20 protein-coding genes and 1 riboswitch are annotated in these 22,447 nt (G+C 65.0%); of the genes, 5 read left to right on the forward strand and 15 right to left on the reverse strand.

The genetic code is table 11. The annotated features are described in order from the left end of the window. Positions 1 to 157 precede the first annotated feature (157 nt). The 9 genes from NMB43_RS01210 to NMB43_RS01250 all read right to left on the reverse strand — a co-directional run bounded on the left by NMB43_RS01210 (position 158) and on the right by NMB43_RS01250 (position 10,772). Positions 158 to 676, reverse strand: coding sequence for a hypothetical protein (locus NMB43_RS01210; protein WP_494350331.1), 519 nt, complete (start codon positions 674 to 676; stop codon positions 158 to 160). Then, complete coding sequence (locus NMB43_RS01215) at positions 673 to 1,965, reverse strand: AAA family ATPase (protein ID WP_494350332.1); 1,293 nt, start codon at positions 1,963 to 1,965, stop codon at positions 673 to 675. Before NMB43_RS01215 ends, NMB43_RS01210 begins: the two co-directional genes overlap by 4 nt. Positions 1,966 to 2,399: 434 nt before the next feature. Then, on the reverse strand, positions 2,400 to 6,113 hold the full coding sequence (metH, locus tag NMB43_RS01220; RefSeq protein WP_494350333.1) for a methionine synthase: 3,714 nt from the start codon (positions 6,111 to 6,113) through the stop codon (positions 2,400 to 2,402). Between the two features lie 100 nt (positions 6,114 to 6,213). Then, positions 6,214 to 6,308, reverse strand: a riboswitch (S-adenosyl-L-homocysteine riboswitch). Between the two features lie 48 nt (positions 6,309 to 6,356). Further along, the gene (bamE, locus tag NMB43_RS01225) at positions 6,357 to 6,857 is read right to left on the reverse strand and encodes an outer membrane protein assembly factor BamE domain-containing protein (RefSeq protein WP_494350334.1); all 501 of its coding nucleotides are present in this window, start codon (positions 6,855 to 6,857) and stop codon (positions 6,357 to 6,359) included. Between the two features lie 93 nt (positions 6,858 to 6,950). Then, on the reverse strand, positions 6,951 to 7,409 hold the full coding sequence (bamE, locus tag NMB43_RS01230) for an outer membrane protein assembly factor BamE domain-containing protein (RefSeq protein ID WP_494350335.1): 459 nt from the start codon (positions 7,407 to 7,409) through the stop codon (positions 6,951 to 6,953). A 37-nt stretch (positions 7,410 to 7,446) separates the two neighbouring features. After that, on the reverse strand, positions 7,447 to 7,938 hold the full coding sequence (locus NMB43_RS01235; RefSeq protein WP_494350336.1) for a hypothetical protein: 492 nt from the start codon (positions 7,936 to 7,938) through the stop codon (positions 7,447 to 7,449). Between the two features lie 59 nt (positions 7,939 to 7,997). After that, positions 7,998 to 8,903 (reverse strand): aldose 1-epimerase, encoded by a 906-nt coding sequence (locus tag NMB43_RS01240; protein WP_494350337.1) that lies wholly within the window; start codon positions 8,901 to 8,903, stop codon positions 7,998 to 8,000. 336 nt (positions 8,904 to 9,239) lie between these two features. Beyond that, positions 9,240 to 9,881 (reverse strand): dioxygenase family protein, encoded by a 642-nt coding sequence (locus NMB43_RS01245; protein ID WP_494350338.1) that lies wholly within the window; start codon positions 9,879 to 9,881, stop codon positions 9,240 to 9,242. A 57-nt stretch (positions 9,882 to 9,938) separates the two neighbouring features. Then, complete coding sequence (locus tag NMB43_RS01250) at positions 9,939 to 10,772, reverse strand: AraC family transcriptional regulator (protein ID WP_494350339.1); 834 nt, start codon at positions 10,770 to 10,772, stop codon at positions 9,939 to 9,941. A gap of 115 nt (positions 10,773 to 10,887) precedes the next feature. Between NMB43_RS01250 and NMB43_RS01255 the strand changes: the two genes are divergently transcribed. From NMB43_RS01255 to NMB43_RS01265, 3 genes are all read left to right on the forward strand, one after another. Continuing rightward, entirely contained in the window at positions 10,888 to 11,316 is a 429-nt protein-coding gene (locus NMB43_RS01255; RefSeq protein WP_494350340.1) for an organic hydroperoxide resistance protein, read from the forward strand. 171 nt (positions 11,317 to 11,487) lie between these two features. Next, positions 11,488 to 12,348, forward strand: coding sequence for a tRNA nucleotidyltransferase (locus NMB43_RS01260; RefSeq protein WP_494350341.1), 861 nt, complete (start codon positions 11,488 to 11,490; stop codon positions 12,346 to 12,348). 96 nt (positions 12,349 to 12,444) lie between these two features. Then, positions 12,445 to 12,999: a carbohydrate-binding protein gene (locus NMB43_RS01265; protein ID WP_494350342.1), complete on the forward strand. Its 555-nt coding sequence runs from the start codon at positions 12,445 to 12,447 to the stop codon at positions 12,997 to 12,999. An 11-nt stretch (positions 13,000 to 13,010) separates the two neighbouring features. On the opposite strand, the gene NMB43_RS01270 is transcribed toward NMB43_RS01265, so the two are convergent. After that, the gene (locus NMB43_RS01270) at positions 13,011 to 13,631 is read right to left on the reverse strand and encodes a cation efflux transmembrane domain-containing protein (RefSeq protein WP_494350343.1); all 621 of its coding nucleotides are present in this window, start codon (positions 13,629 to 13,631) and stop codon (positions 13,011 to 13,013) included. A 77-nt stretch (positions 13,632 to 13,708) separates the two neighbouring features. Between NMB43_RS01270 and cadR the strand changes: the two genes are divergently transcribed. Next, entirely contained in the window at positions 13,709 to 14,161 is a 453-nt protein-coding gene (gene cadR / locus NMB43_RS01275; protein WP_494350344.1) for a Cd(II)/Pb(II)-responsive transcriptional regulator, read from the forward strand. Positions 14,162 to 14,167: 6 nt separating this feature from the next. On the opposite strand, the gene NMB43_RS01280 is transcribed toward cadR, so the two are convergent. Continuing rightward, positions 14,168 to 15,358 carry a multidrug effflux MFS transporter gene (locus tag NMB43_RS01280; RefSeq protein ID WP_494350345.1) on the reverse strand — a complete coding sequence of 397 codons (1,191 nt, stop codon included), beginning with the start codon at positions 15,356 to 15,358 and terminating at the stop codon, positions 14,168 to 14,170. 132 nt (positions 15,359 to 15,490) lie between these two features. Then, a complete protein-coding gene (locus tag NMB43_RS01285) occupies positions 15,491 to 17,035 on the reverse strand; it encodes an amidase (RefSeq protein ID WP_494350346.1) in 1,545 nt (514 codons plus the stop codon). A gap of 434 nt (positions 17,036 to 17,469) precedes the next feature. On the opposite strand from NMB43_RS01285, the gene NMB43_RS01290 reads away from it, so the two are divergent. Next, on the forward strand, positions 17,470 to 17,946 hold the full coding sequence (locus NMB43_RS01290; RefSeq protein ID WP_494350347.1) for an ankyrin repeat domain-containing protein: 477 nt from the start codon (positions 17,470 to 17,472) through the stop codon (positions 17,944 to 17,946). Between the two features lie 59 nt (positions 17,947 to 18,005). On the opposite strand, the gene NMB43_RS01295 is transcribed toward NMB43_RS01290, so the two are convergent. From NMB43_RS01295 to NMB43_RS01305, 3 genes are read right to left on the reverse strand one after another with little or no spacing between them, the layout of a single operon-like run. Next, complete coding sequence (locus NMB43_RS01295; protein WP_494350348.1) at positions 18,006 to 19,190, reverse strand: hypothetical protein; 1,185 nt, start codon at positions 19,188 to 19,190, stop codon at positions 18,006 to 18,008. Then, a complete protein-coding gene (locus tag NMB43_RS01300; RefSeq protein WP_494350349.1) occupies positions 19,190 to 20,557 on the reverse strand; it encodes a DUF1501 domain-containing protein in 1,368 nt (455 codons plus the stop codon). The genes NMB43_RS01295 and NMB43_RS01300 overlap by 1 nt, the downstream gene beginning before the upstream one ends. Next, complete coding sequence (locus tag NMB43_RS01305; RefSeq protein WP_494350350.1) at positions 20,554 to 22,341, reverse strand: DUF1800 domain-containing protein; 1,788 nt, start codon at positions 22,339 to 22,341, stop codon at positions 20,554 to 20,556. The genes NMB43_RS01300 and NMB43_RS01305 overlap by 4 nt, the downstream gene beginning before the upstream one ends. Between the last annotated feature and the right edge of the window lie 106 nt (positions 22,342 to 22,447).

A 22,447-nucleotide genomic window follows, 5' to 3' on the forward strand; every position in this document is an offset into this window, starting at 1 on the left:
CAAGGGCTGCGTCAAAGACCGAATGTATGGCTGCAATCGACTCCGTGAGTCGTCATCATCGAAAAGATTGGTCGTGCAAACGGGGGGCGTCCATGTATGGGCTCGGCGAGCCCACCCGGCATGAGCGTACATCGACGAGCCCACCCTACCGGGCTTGCTATACAAACGAGTCTGGCTCAGTGTCTGGCTCGTGAGATTTCTGATTAGCATCACGAGTCCAAATATGAATCCTTGGCTTCGGATTCGGCCTGGAATTTGCCTTAATTCTTAACTCTCGCGCGAGCAATATATTCGTCACATCAGTAAGACCGATCGACTGCACAGCAAACTCTGAAACAAAAGCTTCAATGGACTCTAGCGAACGCGTAATACCAAGGAGGATTTGCTCACCAGGTGGCGGATAGAGAATCCAAGGCGCCTGACACTTCAAGGATGACTGAATTGACCGTGAAATAATTTCGGCCAATTTTTTTCGCGTGCCTCCATCAGACACATCCGCAACATGATTAGCCAACTCAAACAAAACCGGAATGGTTACGTATAGAGACCACCCTTTGTCGACCGCCTCATGGAATTTTTCATGAACAGCCGCCGCCGCTTTATCCTCATAATCACCCGGAACTTTAAACAACTCAAGCAAATAACTCGTATCAACAACAATCCACCTGACTGTCATTTCAGAGACTCCAGCCAGTCGCTGGCAACTTTTCTCTGAGAAATCTCAAAATCTGGCATTAGATAGCGCTCTAAAACCCCCTTCGTTATCAAATCTCCCAAACTACCACTTGAAAGCAAAGCGTCTGACCTAGGAAGCGCCTTTAAAGACACCATTCGCGCAGATTTTGACGCGCCATCGAAGTAACAAACGACCACAGCCCCCAGCTGCTCATCCGTCAATGAATCCAAAGTAGCCGGGTTATGCGTAGTGACCAAGACATTCAATTTCCTCCTGGCGCTACATTCCCAAAGAGCTTCAGTCAGCAAACTAACTCGAGTTGGATGAACTCCGTTATCAAACTCTTCGAGAACAATTCTCGACCCCAAGGGAACGGTTTCCAAGGCAGTAAGGATAGCTAGACTACGGAGCGTTCCATCAGACAGAACTCTGGCATCCATCAACGGTTCATTCGGCGTTGATTTGACACCAAAAAGAACATCGTTTTGCCTAGTTGTAACGAACTCACATGCCAGCAAGGGGTCTTCCGGAAGCTTTTTTATGAGGTCAAAAATCCTGGATAAAGTCGCCTTTTCCCCCTCATCTCCGTTGCTTAAAGAATATAAAACAGAAGAGATGTTGGAGCCGTCACGCGTCAAAACCTTCTGCCCTATCCTCTCATAAGAGCGCATCATTTTTGGATTAGGATCAAAAACATACGACGAATTCAAATAACCAACCAAGACTGAAACAACACGCCGAGCCTCTTTGTACTTATCCCCGCGAGAGTCCAAATCCGATGTAAATACAGAGTATCTAGAAAGGATAGATTTGTCGGAAGAAAACGAAACAGAGGGCTTATTCCCACCTCTTGCAAAATTATCGTACGTCACCCGCAACAATCCGGAAGATGCAGAAGCGTCAGCCTGTGCTTCGAAAATCGTTCTATCTCCAACAACCAAAATTTCTTTCGAAATGCGTGGATCAGGGATGGTTACTATCTCAATAAGGTACCTAAACAGCTCCCTTTTTTTATTAAATAGAATAACCCCATCAAATCCCAAAGAGAATCTATCAGCCCCTACCCTTGATGCTCCGGTTAACCCTCCACGAATTTCAAAACCACCAACACTTCTTCCGATGTCCGAAATTTCGTAAAGCGGGCGGCCATTGACCAAATTAGCCAATAGCTCAACAGCCTCAATGGAGTTTGTTTTTCCTGATCCATTCTTGCCAATCAACATATTTATTGGTTTAAACAAATCAAGACCAGCCGTCCCGATGTTTTTAAAGTCAGTAATGGTATGCACAAAACACTCCTATGCTGTAACGCCACAAGCAATCCAAAATATTCTACAGCTCTTTCTTCCTAATATATCTTCTGCTGGCGCACAAGCCACAAAGACCGCAACCAAGAGTTCTTGTGTAGGTCGGGAATATCACAGACGCTCCCGACTTGAGCATTCAACGATACCGCCATTTATGCATGAGTGCCTCGGAAGGCGCTTCGCATCTCCGGCCTACATTGAACCCAAAACAAAGGGGCCTCGCGGCCCCTTTGCCATTCCATCCACCTGCACCACTCAAAGAAACGGCGCCAGTCACTTCTTCGCCTCAGCCCGGTAGGGTGGGCTCGGCGAGCCCACGCGGTGCCCGCGAATGGTGAAGAAACGCGTGGGCACACCGTGCCCACCCTACAAAAAAAGGGGCCGTGGCCCCTTTGTCATTCCAGTAGCCCAAGGCCTCACAGCAACGGCGCCAGCCAGCGCTTCGCCTCGCCCTCGCTGAAGCCCGCGCGCTGCGCCCAGTCCTTCATCTGGTCTTCCGCGATCTTGCTTACCGCGAAGTAGTGCGATTCCGGGTGGGCGAGGTAGAAGCCTGACACGGCGGCAGCCGGGTTCATGGCGAAGGTTTCGGTCAGCGTGAGGCCGATGGCTTCTTCGGGGTGGATCAGCTTGAAGAGCTCGCCCTTGGCGGTGTGGTCCGGGCAGGCGGGGTAGCCGGGGGCGGGGCGGATGCCGGTGTATTGCTCGGCGATGAGCGCGGCGTTATCGAGGTCTTCACTCGGCACGTAGGCCCAGTATTCCTTGCGCACGCGCTGGTGCAGCCATTCGGCGCAGGCTTCGGCGAAGCGGTCGGCCAGCGCCTTGAGCATGATGGCGTGGTAGTCGTCGTGCTGGGCTTCGTACTCGGCGATGCGCTTTTCCAGATTGCGGCCGGCGCTGATGGCAAAGGCGCCGATCCAGTCGGACGTGCCGCTGTCCGTGTCGGCGATGAAGTCGCTGAGGCAGTAGTTGGGCTTGCCTGCGGGGCGCTCGTGCTGCTGACGCAGGCCGTGCCACTTGGCTATGACTTCGCTGCGCGATTCGTCCTTGTAGATGAGCACGTCGTCGTTCTGCGCGGCGGCGGGGAAGAGGCCGAAGACGGCGTGGACTTCGATCCAGCGCTGCTCGACGGCGGTCTTGAGCATCTTCTGCGCGTCGTTGAAGACGTTGGTAGCCGTCTCGCCGACGACTTCGTCGGTGAGGATCGCGGGGTAGGCGCCGGCCAGGTCCCAGGTCTGGAAGAAGGGGCCCCAGTCGATGTATTGCACCAGGGTTTCCAGGTCGATGTTGCGCAGGCGCTGGATGCCGGGGCGCGAGGGCTTGGCGGGCACGTAAGCCGGGTTGCTGTTCCACTTGAATTTGTTGGCGCGCGCGGCCTCCAGGCTCACGAGCTTCACGCCGGCCTTGGCTGCGTGTTGCTGGCGCACCTTCTCGTAGTCGGCGGCGATCTCGGCGACGTAGGTGTGGCGTTGCTCCTTGGAGAGCAGGCTGGTGACCACGCCGACGGCGCGCGAGGCATCCGGCACGTAGACGACCGGGCCTGCGTAGTGCGGCGCGATCTTGATGGCGGTGTGCGCGCGGCTGGTCGTGGCGCCGCCGATCAGCAGCGGGATGGCGTCTTGCCCGGCGCCTTCACCGCCGAAACCCTGGCGCTGCATCTCGGAGGCGACGAAGGCCATCTCTTCAAGCGAGGGCGTGATGAGACCGGAGAGGCCGATGGCCTGCGCGCCATGCTCGCGCGCGGCGTTGAGGATCTTCTCGGTGGGCACCATCACGCCGAGGTCGATGACTTCGTAGCCGTTGCAGCCGAGTACGACGCCGACGATGTTCTTGCCGATGTCATGCACGTCGCCCTTCACGGTGGCCATGATGACCTTGCCCTTGGCGGCGGCACCGGTGCGCTTCTTCTCTTCCTCGATGTAAGGGATCAGATGGGCCACGGCCTGCTTCATGACGCGGGCGGACTTCACCACCTGCGGCAGGAACATCTTGCCCGCGCCGAAGAGGTCGCCCACCACGCCCATGCCATCCATCAGCGGGCCTTCGATCACGGCCAGCGGCGGTTTGCCTTCGGCGGCGAGTTTTGCCCTGACCTCTTCCGTGTCTTCGACCACGAATTGCGTGATGCCCTTGACCAGCGCATGCGACAGGCGCTGCTCGACCGGCCACTCGCGCCAGGCCAGGTCCTGCACCTGTTCCTTGGCCTGCCCTTTGACGGTCTGCGCGAACTCGACGAGGCGCTCGCCCGCTTCGGGATGACGATTGAGTACGACGTCCTCCACCTTGTCGCGCAGCTCGGGCGCGAGGTCGTCGTACACGCCGAGCTGGCCGGCGTTGACGATGCCCATGGTCAGCCCCGCCTTGATGGCGTGGTACAGGAAGACGGTGTGGATCGCTTCGCGCACGGGGTCGTTGCCGCGGAAGCTGAAGCTCACGTTCGACACGCCGCCGCTGGTCTTGGCGTAGGGCAGGTTCTGGTGAATCCAGCGTACCGCCTCGATGAAGTCGACGGCGTAGTTGTTGTGCTCTTCGATGCCGGTCGCGATGGCGAAGATGTTGGCGTCGAAGATGATGTCTTCGGGCGGGAAGCCGATCGTCATCAGCAGGTCGTAGGCGCGCTTGCAGATCTCGGTCTTGCGCGCGTAGGTGTCGGCCTGGCCCTTCTCGTCGAATGCCATGACGACCGCGGCTGCGCCGTAGCGCATGCAAAGCTTCGCGTGGTGCAGGAAAGCCTCTTCGCCTTCCTTCATCGAGATGGAGTTGACGATGCCCTTGCCCTGGATGCACTTGAGGCCGGCTTCGATGACCTCCCACTTGGAGGAGTCGATCATCACCGGCACGCGGGCGATGTCCGGCTCGGCGGCGATGAGCTTGAGGAAGCGCTCCATCGAGGCCTTGGAATCCAGCATGGCCTCGTCCATGTTGATGTCGATGACCTGCGCGCCGTTTTCCACCTGCTGACGGGCGACGGCCAGCGCGTCTTCAAAGCGGCCCTCGATGATCATCTTGGCGAAGGCGCGTGAGCCGGTGACGTTGTTGCGCTCGCCGACGTTCACGAACAGGCTGTCGCGGCCGATGCTGAAGGGCTCCAGGCCGGAGAGTTGCTGCTTCACTTCGAGCGCCGGGATGGCACGCGGCTTCAGGCCGGCGACGCTGTCGGCCACGGCCTTGATGTGCGCCGGCGTGGTGCCGCAGCAGCCGCCGACGATGTTGAGGAAGCCGGACTCGGCCCACTCGCGGATGTCGCCCGCGAGTTGCTCGGGCGTTTCGTCGTAGCCGGTGGGCGCCAGCGGGTTGGGTAAGCCGGCGTTGGGGTGGGCGGAGACGTAGGTGTTGCACACGCCGGAGAGCTCGGCCACGTACTGGCGCAGTTCCTTGGCGCCCAGCGCGCAGTTCAAGCCAAACGAGATGGGTTTGACGTGCTTGAGCGAATGCCAGAACGCGGTGGCGGTCTGGCCCGACAGCGTGCGGCCCGAGGCGTCGGTGATGGTGCCCGAGATCATGACGGGCAGCTTGCGGCCGATGTCATCAAACAGCTTCAGCACCGCGAACACGGCGGCCTTGGCATTGGCGGTGTCGAACACCGTCTCGATCAGTAGCAGATCGGCGCCACCTTCCATCAGGCCCTTGGCCGAGGCGTAGTAGTCGTCGACCAGCGCGTCGAATCTGATGTTGCGGAAGCCGGGGTCGTTCACGTCCGGCGAGATGGACAGCGTGCGCGAGGTCGGGCCCAGCACGCCGGCGCAGAAGCGCGGCTTGGCGGGATTCTTCGCGGTGTACTCGTCGCACAGCGTGCGAACCAGGCGCGCGCCTTCCACGTTCAGCTCGTAGGCGATGTCTTCGAGGCCGTACTCGGCCTGCGAGACGCGCGTGCCGTTGAAGGTGTTGGTCTCGATGATGTCGGCGCCGGCATCCAGGTAGGCGCGGTGCACTTCGGCGATGACGCTGGGCTTGGTCAGCACCAGCAGGTCGTTATTGCCCTTGAGGTCGCGCGGATGTGCGGCGAAGCGCTCGCCGCGGTAGTCCGCCTCGGTGAGCTTGTACTGCTGGATCATGGTGCCCATGCCGCCATCCAGGATCAGGATGCGGTCTTGCAGGAGGGCGGTGATTTCGGCGGTACGGTCGGCTTGCATGGGGCGTTCTCTTTCGTCGCGGACGTCTACAGCGTAGTCGGGCGGGAAAGGGGAGCCGTATGTGGGACCGGACTCACCCGCACCCCGCTGGGACTAAGCAGGAGGGTGAGCGCCGTTGAATCTGGCCCATGAATTCAGCCATGGGTTCCGAGCCTGGGACCACACGAACGGGGTCTCGCAGCGCTCCTCGGAGAGGGACGGATTATAGGCGGCTGCTCAATGCTTGAACAGCCGCCGGCCGCGTCACAGACCCATGCGGTATTCGCGCGGATCGACCATGCTGCGGCTGGTGCGGGCCACCTTGCCGTCCTTGAAATGCACGTTGAAGCGGATGATGTAGCCGGAGCCGCCGCCGTCCACGGTCCAGTCCCACACGTCTTCGTTCATGCGGTCGAAGTACATGCGGCTGCGCTCGCGGCCGAGGATGCGGCTGACCTGCTCCTGCGTCATGCCGTTCTGGATGCGCGCGAGGCCGGCGGATTCAAGGGTGTTCTCACGCGACACCACCTTGTCGTTGCGGTCCAGCTTGATCATGTAGCAGGCCTGGCCGTAGGGCTGGTAGGAGTATTCCAGCGTCTTGCCGCCGTCCGCGTCGTCCCAGATGCGGGTGGGCTTGCCGTAGATGGTCATGACCTCGGCGCCGGTCGTCTGGCCGGGTACGGCACGGCGGAAGTTGTCCATGTTGGCGCAGGCCGAGAGGGCCAGCAGGGTGAAGGCAAGGCAGAGCTGGGCAAGCTTTTTCATGCGGCGATCTCCTGAGGGACTGCAGGAACCACGGCGGGAGTGGGCGCCGTGTAGACAGCGCCGAAGCGGAAATTATTCCCCTCAGTATTCCCCTCAGCCGCCACTTTGCAAGGGCATGCTGGAAGTTTCGGCGACCTTGCCGTCGGCGTCGAAATGCACGTGGAAGCGCATCTCCTGGCCGCCGACATGGAAGGGCCAGTCCCACACCACCTGTTGCTTGAGCGCGTAGGCCTGCTTGCTGATCGGGCGGCCCAGTAGTTGCTGCACTTCGTCCTGCGTCATGCCGCGCGCCACGCGCTGGAAGTTCTCGGGCGTCACGAGCTGGCGCCACTCGCCGACCACGCCGTTCGCATCCAGCGTGGCGGCCCAGGTCTCCTGCCCGTTGGGCAGGCTGGTGAACTGGATGACGCGCTGCCCCGCCGCGTTGCGCCATTCATAGTCGGGCTGTCCGAGCTGGCGCTGCAGCTCGGCTTCGGTCGAGCGCCCCGGCTCGATGGCGCCGGGGTTCCACTGCGTGCAGGCGGCCAGCAGGCTGCTGAGGAAGCCGATCATGAGTGCCCGCCGCCCGCGCTGCATGCCGCGCAGGCGCTCAGTTCACGCTCTGGAAGTACAGCGTGCGCACTTCGGTGTGATGCACCACGCCGTTCTGGATGTAGACGTCGAAGCGGCGTTGCTGGTCGGAGGATAGGCCTTCCATGTTCCAGCTCAGCACTTCGTAGGGGTGGGCGGTCAGCAGGCGCTCGATCGGATCGCACAGGCGCTCGAACAGGGCCTGGCGGCTCATGCCCTTGACGATCTTGTCGCGGCCGGCCTGGGACAAGGTGTCTTCCACGCTCGCCAGCTTGCCGTCCTTGTCTTGCGTGACGAGGAAGCACTGGGTGCCGCCGGGCTGGGTCGAGTAGACCAGTTGGCGCGTGCCATCAGCCTTGCTGACGACGCGCTGCGGCTCGCCGGCGAAGCTGCGCAGGGCGGCGTCCGAGGTGCCTACGGGCTGTGCGGGCAGGCGGTAGACGTTGGACGCAGTGGAAGCACAACCGGCGAATGCGAGGGCCAGCGCGAGGGGGAGCAGCGAGCGGATCATGTGATGACTCCGGATTGGAAAGGCGCACAGTATAGGCCCCCTGTGCGCCCCGCTGTCACTCAGGCGCGCAGGCGCGAGAGCGTCTGCCGCACCTCCAGCGCCATGCTCTCCCCTTGCTTGAGCACGCGCAGGCCTGGCATGCCCGGGCGGTTGATGGCGTCGGTGATGTGGGTGATCGGCTCGAAGCAGAAGAAAGGCTGGTTTTCGGGGCGGAACAGGATGGACAGCTCCAGCCCGGCCGGCTCGGTGGTCTCCCACGCCAGGCGCAGGTTGATGTCGTCGCGCTCCATGAGCATGCGGCCGTCCCAGCCGGAGAAGTTGTTGTCGATCTTGCCGTGGCCCAGGCGGGTGAGGGTGTTGAAGTCCCAGCCCTCAGGCAGGCCCTTCACATGCTCGGTGGGCAGCGAGTCGCCGGTCGCCTGCCAGTAGCCGTCGGCCTTGAACTGCAGGCGCGGGCCGCCTTCGTCGGCGCCACGCAACTGGAAGGGGTGCCAGGCCAGGCCATAGGGCAGCGGCTGGTCGCCCAGGTGGGTGACGTCGATGCGCATCGTCATCGTGTCGCCGTCCAGGGCGTAGGTCTGCCGCGCCTTGTAGTGCCAGGGATAGCCGTGCTTCTTGTTCGATTCGACGGCCAGCACGATGCGCCCGGCGCTGTGCTCGACCACGTCCCAGGTGTGCATCCAGCCGTTGCCATGGATCGGGAAGGGGTCCTGGCGGTTGAGTTCCATCGGGTAGAACTGGCCATCGAAGGTGAAACCGCCGCCGCTGATGCGGTTGGAGAAGGGCAGCAGGGCGAAGTTGCCGATGACCCGGCGCTCCGTCACGCTCGGGTCCCAGGGGCGGTAGATGGCGTGCCAGCCGTCTTCGCGCTTGACCTCCCAGAAGGCGGTGCTGCCGCCCAGTTCGGGGATCACGCCCAGGCGTTGCGCGGCATTTTCGAGGCTGACGATCTTCGACAGATCCATGATGCGGGCTCCGGAATTTGTTGGATGTACTGCGTTATTGTCTGACAAATTATCGGCGGGTGGCCGTGCTGGATCAAAACAAGTGTGAGCGGGTCGGCGTGATCGTGCCGAGCGTACGCCGGTCGTCGTCCCTGCGCAGGCCGGGACGTAGCGGACGCGTGGGCACGCCGTGCCCACCCTACGGAGCTGGAGAAACTCGCTGCATGCGCAGCGTGGACCGTCGTCCCTGCGAAGGCAGGGACCCAGTGGCTTGGCCTTGCTGGTGGCTTGGGCGGCGGTCTGTGAAAGACACTGGATTCCAGCCTTCGCTGGAATGACGGGAATCGACGGGGAGGTCTAGGCCACCGCCAGCCGTACCTCGAAGAAGCCCTCCTCCACGCCGCGCGCATTGGTCGTGAAGTTCAGCCAGCGGCAGGCCTCGGCGTCGCGGTCCACGAAGTCGGCGCGGTCGCGCGGGCCGCCCTTCTCGTTGAGCCAGTAGCTCTGGGTGATCACCGCGCGGTGCCCGGGCGCCTCGAAGCGCCAGTGGATGTGACGGCGGCGGCCGCCGTAGCTGGCCGGCACGATGCTGTCGAAGGCGAAGCGCCCCTGGGCATCGGTCAGGCCGCTGCCGCGCAGATTGATTTCCTCCGGCCGGTAGCCGCTGACATCGCCGTCGTCGTTGGGGTGGTAGGCGCCGGCGGCGTCGCAATGCCAGATCTCCACCTTCGCGCCAGCCAGGGGCGTCTTGCCGTCCGCCCCGCCCAGCACCACACCGCTGACCCGCATCGGCTTGCCGCGTGCGCCACGCGTGTTGATGTTCTGGGTGAGTGCCACGTTGCGCACGTAGAACGGCCCTGCGGTGGCGGCGCCGGTGGGGCCACAGTTGGCGCTGCAGCCGGGTGGAACACAGGCCTGGGCCTGGGCGCGCAAGGGGGAGAAGGGGCTGATGGCGAGCACTGCGCCGGCGGCGTGGAGAAAGCGGCGACGGGTGGGCATGGTGGGCTCCTGGGGTGGGCTGTGCGTTTGATTCCGCGCCGTGCCGATGGTTCTGCCTCAGGGCTGCGCCGTGGCGGCCTTGCGCCAGGCGCGCGGCGACATCCCCAGGCAGGTCTTGAAGGCGCGTGACAGGGCGGCTTCGCTGCCGTAGCCGACTTCGAGGGCGACCAGCTTGAGCGGGCGCCCCTGTTGTAGCGCGCGCTGCGCCAGGCCCACGCGCCAGCGTTGCAGGTAAGCGCCGGGCGTGATGCCGACCTGCTCGCGGAACTGGCCGGCGAACACGCTGCGCGACATGCCGGCGCGCGCCGCCAGTTCCTCCAGCGACCACTCGTGCGCCGGCGCCTCATGCATCGCGACAAGCGCCAGGCGCAGGCGTGGGTGGGCCATGCCGGCGAGCATGCCGACCTGGGTGCGGCCCGCCTCCATCAGGTGGCGCAGCACCTGGATCAGGACGATCTCGAACAGGCGGTTGAGCATCGCCTGGCGGCCGCAGTGCTCGGCGAAGGCCTCGGCAAACAGCAGGTCGAGCACCGGCTGGGCGCCGGGCAACGCGGCCAGCGGCAGGCAGACGAAGGGCGGCAGCGCGTTGGCCACGGGGTTGGCCGGCCCGCCGTCGAAGCGCAGATGGGCGCAGGCGAAGTCGGCGCCGCGTTGCGGGTCGGTGCGGAAGCGGTGGGTCAGCGGGCGTGGGTAGAGCAGCAGGCTGGGTTCGTGGACCTGCACCGTGTCCAGGCCGGCATGGCTGATCTCCACCGCGCCCTGGCGGATCAGATGCAACTGGCCCAGCCCGTCGGCGCCGCCCACTTCATGAATGCCGCACAAGGGGCCAGTGTTGAAGACCTGCGCGGTGATCGAAAAGTGATCCAGCAAGGCGGCCAAGCGATCTGCCATTTCGTACTTTCGGTTAAGTTTTCAGGACTATTTATAGCAAATCGTTCCGGCGACGCGCGCATAGTTCGTCCTGCCAACCGGCACTTCCGCCGGTTCCACCACACAGGAGTCCATCATGTCGCTCGAACAAGTTCTCTACACCGCCCAAGCCACCGCCACCGGCGGCCGCGAAGGTCGCGCCGTCTCTTCCGACAAGGCGCTCGACATCCAGTTGTCCACGCCGCGCGAGCTGGGCGGCGCCGGCGGCCCCGGCACCAACCCCGAGCAGCTCTTTGCCGCCGGCTACTCGGCCTGTTTCCTCGGCGCGCTGAAGTTCGTCGCCGGCAAGGAGAAGGTGGCGCTGCCGGCCAATGCGCAGATCACCGGCCGCGTGGGCATCGGCCCGATCCCGACCGGTTTCGGCATCCAGGCCGAGCTGACGATCAGCCTGCCCGGCCTGCCGCGCGCCCAGGCCGAAGACCTGATCGCCAAGGCCCACATCGTGTGCCCCTACTCCAACGCGACGCGCGGCAACATCGACGTGAGCCTGGTCCTGGCGGACTGAACGCGCTGAGCTGGCATCAGCATGGCGCGTGATCCAGCCCGGTCTCGCGCGCCATGCGGGCCGGGCGTGTTGCCCGCCGCAGGTGGGGAATCGTTCTTGCTTCGGGACGTCCGTCAGGCCCCCGCCTGACGCCTTTGTCGTCTTGCCGACGCCGTCCTTCCGGAGAACGCCATGCCTGCATCCCGTGACATGCTCGGTGCGCTGCTCACCTCGCCGCAGACCAATCTGCTGCGCATGGCCGCGCTCGCTGCCCTGGCCGGCGGGGAGCTGGAGGAAGAGGCGCTGGACGGCTTGCGCGAGCAGGTGGCGCGCGGCGTGCTGGCCGACCTGTCGGCGCGCGATGCCTGGCCGGAGCTGGCGCGTGGCCTGATGGGCGAGCGCCCCTCGCGCATGCTGTGGGCCCTGCGCGAGAGCGGCGCGCTGGCGCAGGTGCTGCCCGAGCTGGATGCCTTGTTCGGCATGCCGCAGGCCGACCGCACCGGGGAACTGGTCGACCTCGGCGCTCACATGCTGGCGGTGGCCGATGGGCTGGCCCGGCAGCAGGCCCCCCTGGGCGTGCGCTTTGCCGGCCTGCTGTACAACCTCGGCAAGGCCGATTCGCCGCCGGAGCATCTGCCCACCCATTACAAACACACCGAGCGCGCGCTGCCACGTATCGGCCTGGTGTGCGCGCGCTTCGGCGTCGATGACGGGTTCTACGACCTCGCGGTGCTGACCCTGCATGAGCTGGAGCGGGTGCACAAGGCCACCGAGATGCGCGCCGGCGCCCTGGCCGCCTTGCTGGAACGCTGCGAGGCCTTCACCCGGCCGCAACGCTTCCGCCAGTTGCTGAGTCTGTGCCGGGCCGACTACCTCGCCTTCCCGAGCAGCCGGAGCGAGGCCTATCCCAAGGCGCCGATGCTGGAGGCCGCCTTGCTCGCCTGTCTCGACCTGGATGCGGCCGGCCTGCAGGGGGAAGCCTTGCTCGACGCGCGCGCCGCAGCCATCGCGACGGCCTTGCGCTCGCTGCGCTGGAGCCAGGACGCGGCCTGAGGGCGTCACACTGGGCCGGCAGGCTTGGCGGGAACCATTCGCCGCCGCATTCAGTCCCTTCCTGTGCCACGAGGCAAGCACAGAAGGAGGAGACGAATGAACAAGATGAAAACCTTGGCGCTGGTCGCCGCGCTGGGCGCGACGGGCTGGCTCGCCGGGCCGGCGCAGGCCGCCGGCCTGCTGCTGGAGGCCGAGGCCACCAGCGCGAACAGCGGCGGCAGCCTCAAGCCGGCCAGCGATCGCCCCGGCAGTTCCGGCGGCAAAGCCGTCATCGGCTGGGATGACAAGGACCAGTGGCTGGAGTGGCAGGCCGAGGTGCCGGCGGCGGGTGACTATCAGCTCATGCTGCGCTACGCCGCTGGCCGCAAGTGGGTGGTGTGGCGCGAGCTGAAGATCAATGGCGCGGTGCCGGCCGGCTTCGCCAAGATCGAGTTGGCCAACACCGGCGGCTGGGGTCGCAGCGCCAACGAGTGGCGCAACTTCGTGGTGGCGGGCGCCGACGGTCAGCCGCTGACCCTGAAGCTGGACAAGGGCCCGGTCACGCTGCGCCTGACAAACCTGGGCGGCGATGGCGAGAACGGTTCGGCCAACCTCGACGCGGTGGTCCTGGTCACGGCCGGCACGCCGCCCGAGTCCCTGCTCAAGCCCTGATCCTCAGCCACTCACGCGGCGGCCAGCTCGCCGCGTGCCTGGCGGATCACGCTGCCACCCGCGCTCAGCGCCAGGCCACCCATGATCAAGGCCACCAGCAGATCGGGCCAGGCCTGGCCGGTGCCGAACACGCCCCCGGCCGCCAGGATGACGGCCAGATTGCCCAGCGCGTCATTGCGCGAACACAGCCAGACCGAACGCATGTTCGCATCGCCCTCGCGGAAGGCATACAGCAGCACGGCCACGCCGACATTGGCGACCAAGGCCAGCGCGCCGACCGCGCCCATCGTGAAGGCCTCGGGCGGCACGCCCTGGGTGGCCTGCCAGGCTGCGCGGCCCAGCACGAAGACGCCGAAGCCCGCCATCGACCAGCCCTTGAGCAGGGCGGCACGACTGCGCCACACCGGCAGCAGGCCCAGCACCGCCAGCGCGATCGCGTAGTTGGCCGCATCGCCCAGGAAGTCGATGGAGTCGGCCAGCAGCGAGACCGAGCCCGCCTGCATGCCGGCCACCAGCTCGACGGCGAACATCGCGGCGTTCACCACCAGCGCGATCCACAGCGCGCGGCGGAAGCGCGGCGTGGGCGGCGGCGCCTTGCCCGCGCAATGATCGTTGTGACAACAGCCGGCCATGACTCACTCCTGAACAAAAAACCGATGGCGTAATCTCACACCCTGTAGTGACTACAGGGTCAAGCGGGAGGTGAAGCATGGGCATGAAGATCGGTGAATTGGCTGCGCAAGCCGGGTGCGGCGTGGAGACGGTGCGCCACTACGAACGCGCGGGCCTGCTGCCGCCCCCGGCGCGCAGTGCCGCCAATTACCGCCAGTACGACATGGGTCACCTGCAGCGGCTGCGCTTCATCCGGCGCTGCCGCTCCTTGGGCATGAGTCAGGAAGAAGTGCGCCAGTTGCTGGACCTGCAGGCCCAGCCAGGCGCCGCCTGCGACGCCGTCAACGACTGCGTCGATGCGCATATCCACCATGTCGAGCTGCGCCTGCGCGAGCTGCAGACCCTGCATGAGGAGCTGCAGGCGCTGCGCCGCCAATGCTGCGAGGTCAGGCGCGTGGCCGACTGCGGCATTCTCGACGCGCTGGGCAAGGACGACGCGCCGACCATGGCCATCGTGTCCATCCACGCCGGGCCGGGCGGCGCGGAATGAGCTCGCTCAGGGGGCGGACGGAATGAGGCGCTTGGCCCACAGGCATGCGCCGAGGGCCAGCAGCAGGCTGGCCGCCATGCCCCAGGCCATGCTGCGCAGGTCGCTCCACAGGTGGGGCGCCATCACCCCGGCCACCAGCGACATTACCAGCGTGTGGATGAAGCCCTGGCAGCTCGCCGCCATGCCGCGCCGTTCTGGGAACATGTCGAGCGCGCGCAGGGTCAGCGTGGGCATCGCCAGTGCCATGCCATAGGTATAGATGGGGATGGGCAGGATGCGTGTCAGCACGCTGGGCGCGGTGGTGTAGCACAGCAGCAGGTTCAGCAGCGCGGCCGCGGCCGACACGCTGAAGGCCAGCGTCAGCACGAACTGCGGCGGGTGCTTGCCGGCCAGGCGGCCGGAGCTGAAGGAGCCGGCGATCATGCCCACCACCATGGGCACGAAGAGCCAGCCGAAGCCCTGCTCGTCCAGCCCCAGGTGCTCGATCAGGAACACCGGCGCCGACATCACATAGACGAAGAAGCCACCGAAGTAGAGCCCCATGCCCAGCGACAGCAGGTCGAAGCGCAGGCTGCCCAGGATGCCGCAGTAGCCGCGGAACAGATGTACCGGGTGCAGCGACTGGCGCTTCTCCGGCGGCAGGCTCTCCGGCAGCCAGCGCCACACCATCACGATCAGCGCCAGCGCCAGGATCAGCATGAACAGGAAGACCGCGCGCCAGCCGAAGCCGGCGGAGATCGCTCCACCGATGATGGGCGCGATGGCGGGCGCGATGGCGAACACCATCGCGACATGCGACATCAGCTTGTGCGCGGCCACGCCGTCGAGCAGATCGCGGATCACCGCGCGCCCTGCGATCACCCCGGCACCGGCTGATAGACCCTGCAGTGCGCGCCCCAGCAGCAGCACTTCGATGCGCGGCGCCAGCGTGCATAGCAGCGAGGCGATGGCGAAGATCGCCAAGCCGCCGATGATCACCCGGCGGCGCCCCAGCGCATCCGAGATCGCACCGTGCCACAGCATCATGAAGGCGAAGGCCAGCATGTACACCGTCAGCGACTGCTGCAGTTCCAACTGGCTTGCGCCCAGGCTCTCGCGGATCGCCGGGAAGGCCGGCAGGTAGGTGTCGGTCGCGAACGGGCCGATGGTGTTCAGCGCGGCCAGCAGCAGGGCCAGGATGTGATAGGGGACGGTCATGGAGCAGCGGGAACAGCGGGGAGCCTGCTACTCTACTCCGGATGCTGCACTGCAGTCTGATGCAGATCGTGTCCGGGAGCCCGCCGCCCTGTCCTGAAGGATGGGAACAGGGCGGCGGGCCTTGCCCAGGGCTTACTTCTTGGCCAGCTCGGGCGCCAGCGGGCTCGGCACGCGCGGCGTGGTCGTCTTCTGCCAGCTATAGCCAAGCTTGAACAGCGTGGGTTCGTCGAATACGCGCCCCAGCATTTCCAGTCCAACCGGCTGCACCGAACTGTCGGTTTCCTTGGCCTTGATGAAGCCAGCCGGCACAGTCAGTGCTGGAAAGCCGGTGAACGGACTCAGCCGGTTGTTGCTGCCGGAGTTCACGCTGGTGCCATTGAAGCCTTGCAGGACCGGATAAACCAGTACGTCATACGGCGCTCCCTTGCTGCTGCCGGTAGCGAAGTCCTTGTTGTCCAGCGCGGCCAGCACACGCGGGATGACGTACTCATCACGCGGTGTCAGGTTGTTCTGGTACACGGTCTTGGTTTCCTTGTTCGTGCCATTGACAACGTAGTTGTTGAAATTGGCCGCGCGGGTGGGCTCCAGCACGAGCATGCCGGCATAGACATCCTCGGTGGTGCGGGGGTGCTGATCCAGGGTCGAGCTCCAACTGCCCAGATACGCTGTCAGGTCATCCCGGAAGTCGTAGCTCGACAGGCTGGAGTAGGTGCTCAGGATGGTCGTGCGATCCTGGATCTCCACGTCTTCCACCGTGGCACCGGCTGCGCGCATGGCATCCAGTGCCGCATTGAGCGTGTTGAGGAAACCCTGGTTCGCGGTGGTGGCCGTCGGGAACATGCCGCGTACCACGCCGATGCGTGCGCCCTTCAAACCGTCCGCCTTGAGAGCGCTGAGGTAGCTGGCGGGCGTACCGGTCATCGTCGTGTACTCGGCCGCCGTTTTCACCAAGGGCGCATTCCATGCCTTGGCGGAGCGCTGGCCGCTGAAGGTGGATTCATCGAACCCGACCATTGCGTCCATGGCAAGGGCGCAATCCTGTACCTGGCGGCACATCGGCCCCGCAGTATCCTGGTTGTGCGACAGCGGCACGATGCCGTCCTGGCTGACCAGGCGTAGCGAGGGGCGCAGGCCATAGAGACCCTCTACCGAGGACGGGACGCGTACCGAGCCACCGGTGTCGGTTCCCAGCCCGACCATCGCCAGGTTGGCGGCGATCGCCGTGCCCGTACCCGCAGATGACCCCCCCGCGCTATTGCCGGGGATGTAGGCGTTCTGGGTCTTGCCCCCGATCGAGGAACTGCCGGTGAAGCCGAACGCAAACTCATCCAGGTTCGCCTTGCCGATGATGATCGCCCCTGCATCGCGAATACGCTTGATGATGAACGCGTCGTCGGGCGGCTGGTTGTTGGCCATCACCAGGGAACCCGCGGTCGTCTTCATGTCAAAGGTGTCGATGTTGTCCTTGGCCAGCACCGGCACACAGTGCATCGGTCCGACCATCTTGCCCGTCTTGAAGAACTGCGCATCCAGCTCGTCCGCGCGCGACAAGGCGGCCTGGGTGTTCACCGCGATCACCGAGTGCAGCGCAGGGCTGGCCGGGAAGGCGGTCGATGGCTCGTAGTCATAGGCTGCGATGCGGTTCAAATAGCCTTGAACGATGTCACGGCAGGACACGTCTCCCTGCTTCATCGCGCTATGGAAGCCATCTACCGTTGCTTCAACGAGCGGGAAGGGCGCGCGGTCGGCCTTGAGAATGACAGGAGTATCGCCAGAGGCTGGGGTTTGATCGGTTGCGTAATCGTCGTTGCCGCTGCCACCACATGCGGAGAGAACGACACAGAAGAGGATGCTGAGGGGGAACCGGGCGCTGTCGGGGAGACAGGAACTGCTGAATGATTTGGTCATTGTGCTGCCTATGAAACGGGTTGGATGAGACAGTTACTGCCCGCCGCACGCTGCAATAAGCATTCCAAAAGACAACAGAAAATGCCGATGGCATTTACATAGTGGTTATGCGGTATCTTGTATGGCAGGTGGTCGCACTCTTGCTCATGGGCTTGGGCCCCGTTTCATGTATCGCCCTCGGATGGGCCAGTAGGAGAGACTTTGTGAGCACTATCCTGAAATATCTCGTTGTCTGTGCAATGGCTGGAGGCATGCAAATGGCATGCGCTGCAGAGACTTCCACGAGCGGCGTGAACGCCGCAGCAAAGAGTGCGGCGTCGCTGCTGCAGGCCGCCCGGAACGGGGATGTCGCGCGACTCGCGAACCTGTTGGATGGCGGCATGTCGATCGAAGCGCGTGATGCGCAGGGGCGCACCGCCCTGATCAACGCCATTGAAGGTGGTCAGGCCGCCAGTGCTGAACTGCTGCTCAAGCGTGGAGCCCGCGTGAACGCAGTCGACCTGGCTGGCGAAACCGCGCTCATGCACGCTGCGCGTGCAGGGCGCTACAACTTGGTGCAGTTGCTGGGCCGCTTCGAGGCCGACCGCAACCTGCGCAATGCGGCCGGTCAGACGGCCTACGAGATTGCCGTTTCCGCCAAGCAACGAGATGTTGCTGCGCTCTTGAACGACGGCAACTGATTCCTGCTTCAAAGACAAAGAGGCCCGCTGACGCGGGCCTCTTTGTTTCGTTTCCTGCCTTACCAGCTTGCCTGTAGCGAGTTCGCGTTGAAGCTCGCGTGCCCGGTGATGCTGCCGGTATCGACGAACTCGAACTGGTTCATGCGCAGGGACTGGATCTGGCTGATGGTGCTGCTGCTCCACTGCGCGCTGGGCTCGCCCTGCACGTAGAGGTCGCTGCCGATGTCGGCGACGTAGAGGCCATAACGCTGCATGGCGGTGGCCAGTGCGCGCGCCTGGGCGGTCCAGTTGGCGGGGATCACGAAGTCGCTGCGCAGGCGCAACAGGGCGCCGAAGGGGATGCCGCCCGGGGTGTCGCCACCGGCGCGGTGGCGCGCGGGCCACACGTAGCTGCGGGCCAGCACGCTGTCGCGGAAGGTGACGCGGAAGGCATGGCGGATCTCGCCGGCGGTGGCCTCGTCCGCGCGCGCCAGCAGCGGCAGGATGGGCAGGCCGGCGGCGTCACCGGAGGTCCAGGAATCGGGGCGCAATGCGTGGCTGTTCAAATCCCAGGCGGCGGTCGAGTAGGCGTACCACTGGCCGTCGACCTTGTAGCTGAAGTAGCTCTCCCACAGCCGGCAGGCACCGGACTCCAGCACGATGACATGGCGGTCGCCGCATTGCTGGGCGTCGTTGCAGGCGCCGGCCTCGGCCTTGAGGCGGCTGTCCAGCGGAAAGGGGAAACGCCGTTGCGCGGGCGAGAAGCGGGTGCAGTCGCGTTGCAGGCTGTGTGTGCTGCCCTGCGCGATGGCGCAGTCGCTCTCATCCGGTACGCCGTTGCCATTGCCGGCGCGCGGGTCGGTGATGGTGAAGGAGACGCTGGGCCAGTCGGTCGTCGCCGCGGTGCCGTCGACCACGTTGTAGGGAATGCCGTAGTAGGTCTGCCAGGCCTGCTGGTCTTCGCTCGTGCCCCAGTCGGCATGCAGCGCGCGGGTGGCGCCGATGCTGTTGATCCAGCTCGTGTTGCTGGCATGCACCGGGAAGCGCGTGCTGTCGTCGATGCGCGTGTTGAACACCGCGCTGGCCGGGAACACCGGGCAGCCGGCAATGCTGGGGCCAGGGCCCACCGCGCCGCCGGACGACGAGCTGCTCGAGCTGCTGCTGCCACCGCCGCCGAGATTGATCACCACGCCATCGCCACCGCCGCCCCCGCAGGCGGCGAGCAGCAGGCACAGAAGCAGAGGCGACAGGGCGGCACGAGGCATCAGACGAATCCCAGGTTCTTGGTCGTGAAGTTGGCGAGGTTGGGCAGCAGTGCGTTGATCTGAGTCTGGTTCAGGCCCATCCAGCCGGCAAGGGTGGCGACATACTGGTCGACTGACTGGGTGGGAATCCAGCGCCCCTGCCACTCCCAACTGTTGATGCCGTAGTCATCGGCGCCACCGAGCGAGAGGCTGGGGTAGCTGCCGTAGGCCAGTCCGCCCTTGACCGCTCCGCCCAGCACCAGGTGATGGTTGCCCCAGCCGTGGTCGGTGCCGGCGCTGGAGTTGGGTTTCAGCGTGCGCCCGAAGTCCGACAGGGTGAAGCTGGTCACGTTGTTCTCCATCCCGAGCAGGACCATCGCGGCCTGGAAGGCGGCCAGTGCCGGTCCAAGCTCTGCGAGCAGTTCGTTCTGCCGTTCGAGGTGGTTGTTGTGGGTGTCGTAGCCGTCCTGAGACACCACGAACACATGGCGCGAGCCGCCCAACGAGGCGCGCGCGCGGATCAGCTTGGCCACCTGGTAGAGCTGGTCGGCGATGTCGGTGTTGTAGACGCCTGTGAGGTTGCCGAAGATCGCGTTGAGCGGATCGGCCGGCGTGTTGGTGGGCGAGATCTTGAGCACCGGACCGATGCTCGCGCTGCGCGAGAAGGCGGTCTTCTGGATGCCGGCGAAGGCGCCCACGAGCTGGTTGTCGCGCGCCTTGTTGGCCATGGTGTCGAGCATGGTGCGGCGCTTGGCGTTCTGGCCACCGAAGTAGCCGGCCGGCGAGAAGTCCGAGCCCGGGCCGGGCAGGGCCAGGGTGCTGCGCACATTGCCGATGCCCACGCGGCCGCTGCCACCGAAGGCGATGACCGGGTCATTGCCGAGCGCTTCCGCCAGACGCCCACCCCAGCCGGTGCGTCCCAGCACCGATGAGCCACCGGACTCCCACAGGTTCTGCTGGTCCGAGTGGGAGAACAGGTTGTCGGGCAGTACCGCGGTCTTGGCCGAGAGCTGCGCGCGCGTGGTGGGCCGTGCCAGGGGGCCGAGGTTCAGCACCGGGGCGAGCTTGCCCTGCGTCCAGTAGGGCGCGAGGGCAGACAGGGCCGGATGCAGCCCGTACTCGCTGCCGATCGCGACCAGGTTGGCCTGCGGGATCGCTAGTCCGCCGCGCACGCTGGCGTAGGCGCTGTATCGGCTGTCGATCGGCACGATCATGTTGGCGCCATCGTTGCCGCCGTAAAGCGCGATGCACACCAGGGCCTTGTAGTCGGTGGCCTGGGCCAGGGCCGGCGTGGCGAACAGTGCTTCGAGGCCGCCGGTGGCGGTCAGCGCGCCACCGCCGAGCAGGGTCTTGAGGAGCTGGCGTCGTTGGGTCTGGGGTCGTTTCATCGTTGCACCTGGTATTCGGGGCTGGCGAGGATCAGGTAGAGCGCCGTGCGCGCCCGTTCGGTGCGCCAGCCAGCGGCGTTGTTCTGGGCGGTCCACGCGGACACCGCATCGACGATGCCGGCCTTGATGTCGGACGGCAGGCCGCCGGTGACCAGCAGGCGCTCCAGTTGGGTGACGAGGTTCGTCGCATCGTCGGCGAGCGCGACCCAGTTCGCCAGGTTGGGGCTGGTGCCGGTGGCGCCGGGAAAGTCTTCTGCCGCGATGCCGCCCCAGTAGAGCAGGCTGGTCGACAGGTTCAGACGGGCCAGCGTGCTGTTCGGGTTCTCGATGGCGAAGGCCGGGCCGACCAGGCTGGTGCCGGGCAGCGGGTAGTCCGGCGGGTAGAAGTTGAACACCGAGTTGGCGTTGAAGACGATCTGCCCCAGCTCGCTGCCCCACCACCAGTAGAAACCGGCGCCGTCGGAGCTGGCATTCAACACGCGCAGCATGCCGGCGATGTACTGCGCCGGTTCGCGCAGGCGGCCGTAGCTGGCGTCGGTCTTGCTGTCGCCACGCGCCTCGGCGTCGAGCAGGATGGCCGCCACGATGGCCTTCATGTCGCCGCGCTGACCGCTGCCGAAGCCATGCGCCGTGCCGCTGGCGAAGGCCTGCGACACGCGTTGCACATAGGCCGCGCTGGGGTTGCTGGTGACCAGGTGCTGGATGAGCTGCTTGCTGATGAAAGGCGCGATGTTCGGATGCTGGAACAAGTCGTCCAGCACGGCGTCCAGCGCCTGCTGCGCGGTGTGGCCGGCGGGCAGCGTGCTGCCGCCCGGCAGGTTGCGCGCGGCGGTGTCGTGTTGCGCCGTGACCGCCACCATCTGCCCGCGCAGGTAGGTCGGATTGGTCCAGCCGCTGCCGCCCCAGGGGCTCACGCCGCCGGCTGGATAGGTCCAGCCGGTCAGCGCGTAGGCCACTTCGCGCACGCCGTTGTTGTCATAGGTGGGCTGGCACACGCCCCCTGTGAAGCTGCCGTCCAGGTTGAGCTTGCACTGGCCGATGGTGAAGAGCTGCATCAGCTCGCGCGCGAAGTTCTCGTTGGGGTCGGTCTTGCCGTTGTTCACCAGGTTCAGGTAGGTGCCCATGACCGGGCTCTTCGTCACCGCCGCGAGCAGGCTGCGCACATTGCCGAAGGCGTGGTCGAGCAGCATCTGCTGGTATTCGCGCAAGCCGTAGGTGCCCTCCACTTCGGCGTTCGACACCACGAAGATCTGACCCAGGGCGAGTGCCACGCGCTGGCGCAACTGGTCGCTGCCGGTCAGCGCGGCACGATAGAACTCGCGCGACAGCGGCTCGGCCGAGTAGTACTCCTGCCAGCAGTTCTGCTGGGCGTAGCTGTTGGGGAAGCCGGTGTACTGATTGCAGAAATCCTTGAGCCCCGCGGTGTGGATCGCCGCGGAGTAGGCGCTCGAATAGTTCTGGCCGCTGGCCGCCATCTGCGCGGTGAGCCAGTTGCGCAGGCCGCTGGCCTTCACCACCGCCAGCTCGGCGGAGGTGGGGCCGAAGCTGGCCTGGGTCAGGAAGCGCTGTGCGTCGGCGTCGGTCGGTGGCGTCTCGCCGACCGGCAGGGGCGCCGGGGGAGGCGTGGTGGCGCCGACGGGGGGACCGCCGCTGCCGGTGCTGCTACTGCCATTGTTCGTGGCGCTGCTGCCGCTGCTGCTCCCGCCCCCACCGCCACAGGCGGCGAGCAGGAACAGGAGGGCCGTGCCGCAGGCGAGGCGGCGCGGAGTTGGAATGCCTTGCATGGGATTCTCTCTGCGTGGGGACGTGCGCGGAGAATCGACAAAATCATCACGGCGTGCAGGGTCTTGCGGCCGGGCGGCGGAGCAGGTTCGACCAACGCGGCTGGCG

The organism is Uliginosibacterium sangjuense (genome assembly GCF_059132465.1).

Excerpts from the sequence above, each read along its gene's own strand:
- NMB43_RS01255 (WP_494350340.1), top strand. The coding sequence starts at position 10,888 with ATGTCGCTCGAACAAGTTCTCTACACCGCCCAAGCCACCGCCACCGGC.
- NMB43_RS01235 (WP_494350336.1), bottom strand. The coding sequence starts at position 7,938 with ATGATCCGCTCGCTGCTCCCCCTCGCGCTGGCCCTCGCATTCGCCGGT.
- NMB43_RS01245 (WP_494350338.1), bottom strand. The coding sequence starts at position 9,881 with ATGCCCACCCGTCGCCGCTTTCTCCACGCCGCCGGCGCAGTGCTCGCC.
- bamE (WP_494350334.1), bottom strand. The coding sequence starts at position 6,857 with ATGAAAAAGCTTGCCCAGCTCTGCCTTGCCTTCACCCTGCTGGCCCTC.
- NMB43_RS01260 (WP_494350341.1), top strand. The coding sequence starts at position 11,488 with ATGCCTGCATCCCGTGACATGCTCGGTGCGCTGCTCACCTCGCCGCAG.
- bamE (WP_494350335.1), bottom strand. The coding sequence starts at position 7,409 with ATGATCGGCTTCCTCAGCAGCCTGCTGGCCGCCTGCACGCAGTGGAAC.
- NMB43_RS01265 (WP_494350342.1), top strand. The coding sequence starts at position 12,445 with ATGAACAAGATGAAAACCTTGGCGCTGGTCGCCGCGCTGGGCGCGACG.
- NMB43_RS01305 (WP_494350350.1), bottom strand. The coding sequence starts at position 22,341 with ATGCAAGGCATTCCAACTCCGCGCCGCCTCGCCTGCGGCACGGCCCTC.
- metH (WP_494350333.1), bottom strand. The coding sequence starts at position 6,113 with ATGCAAGCCGACCGTACCGCCGAAATCACCGCCCTCCTGCAAGACCGC.
- NMB43_RS01280 (WP_494350345.1), bottom strand. The coding sequence starts at position 15,358 with ATGACCGTCCCCTATCACATCCTGGCCCTGCTGCTGGCCGCGCTGAAC.
- NMB43_RS01295 (WP_494350348.1), bottom strand. The coding sequence starts at position 19,190 with ATGCCTCGTGCCGCCCTGTCGCCTCTGCTTCTGTGCCTGCTGCTCGCC.
- NMB43_RS01270 (WP_494350343.1), bottom strand. The coding sequence starts at position 13,631 with ATGGCCGGCTGTTGTCACAACGATCATTGCGCGGGCAAGGCGCCGCCG.
- cadR (WP_494350344.1), top strand. The coding sequence starts at position 13,709 with ATGGGCATGAAGATCGGTGAATTGGCTGCGCAAGCCGGGTGCGGCGTG.
- NMB43_RS01240 (WP_494350337.1), bottom strand. The coding sequence starts at position 8,903 with ATGGATCTGTCGAAGATCGTCAGCCTCGAAAATGCCGCGCAACGCCTG.
- NMB43_RS01300 (WP_494350349.1), bottom strand. The coding sequence starts at position 20,557 with ATGAAACGACCCCAGACCCAACGACGCCAGCTCCTCAAGACCCTGCTC.
- NMB43_RS01210 (WP_494350331.1), bottom strand. The coding sequence starts at position 676 with ATGACAGTCAGGTGGATTGTTGTTGATACGAGTTATTTGCTTGAGTTG.
- NMB43_RS01250 (WP_494350339.1), bottom strand. The coding sequence starts at position 10,772 with ATGGCAGATCGCTTGGCCGCCTTGCTGGATCACTTTTCGATCACCGCG.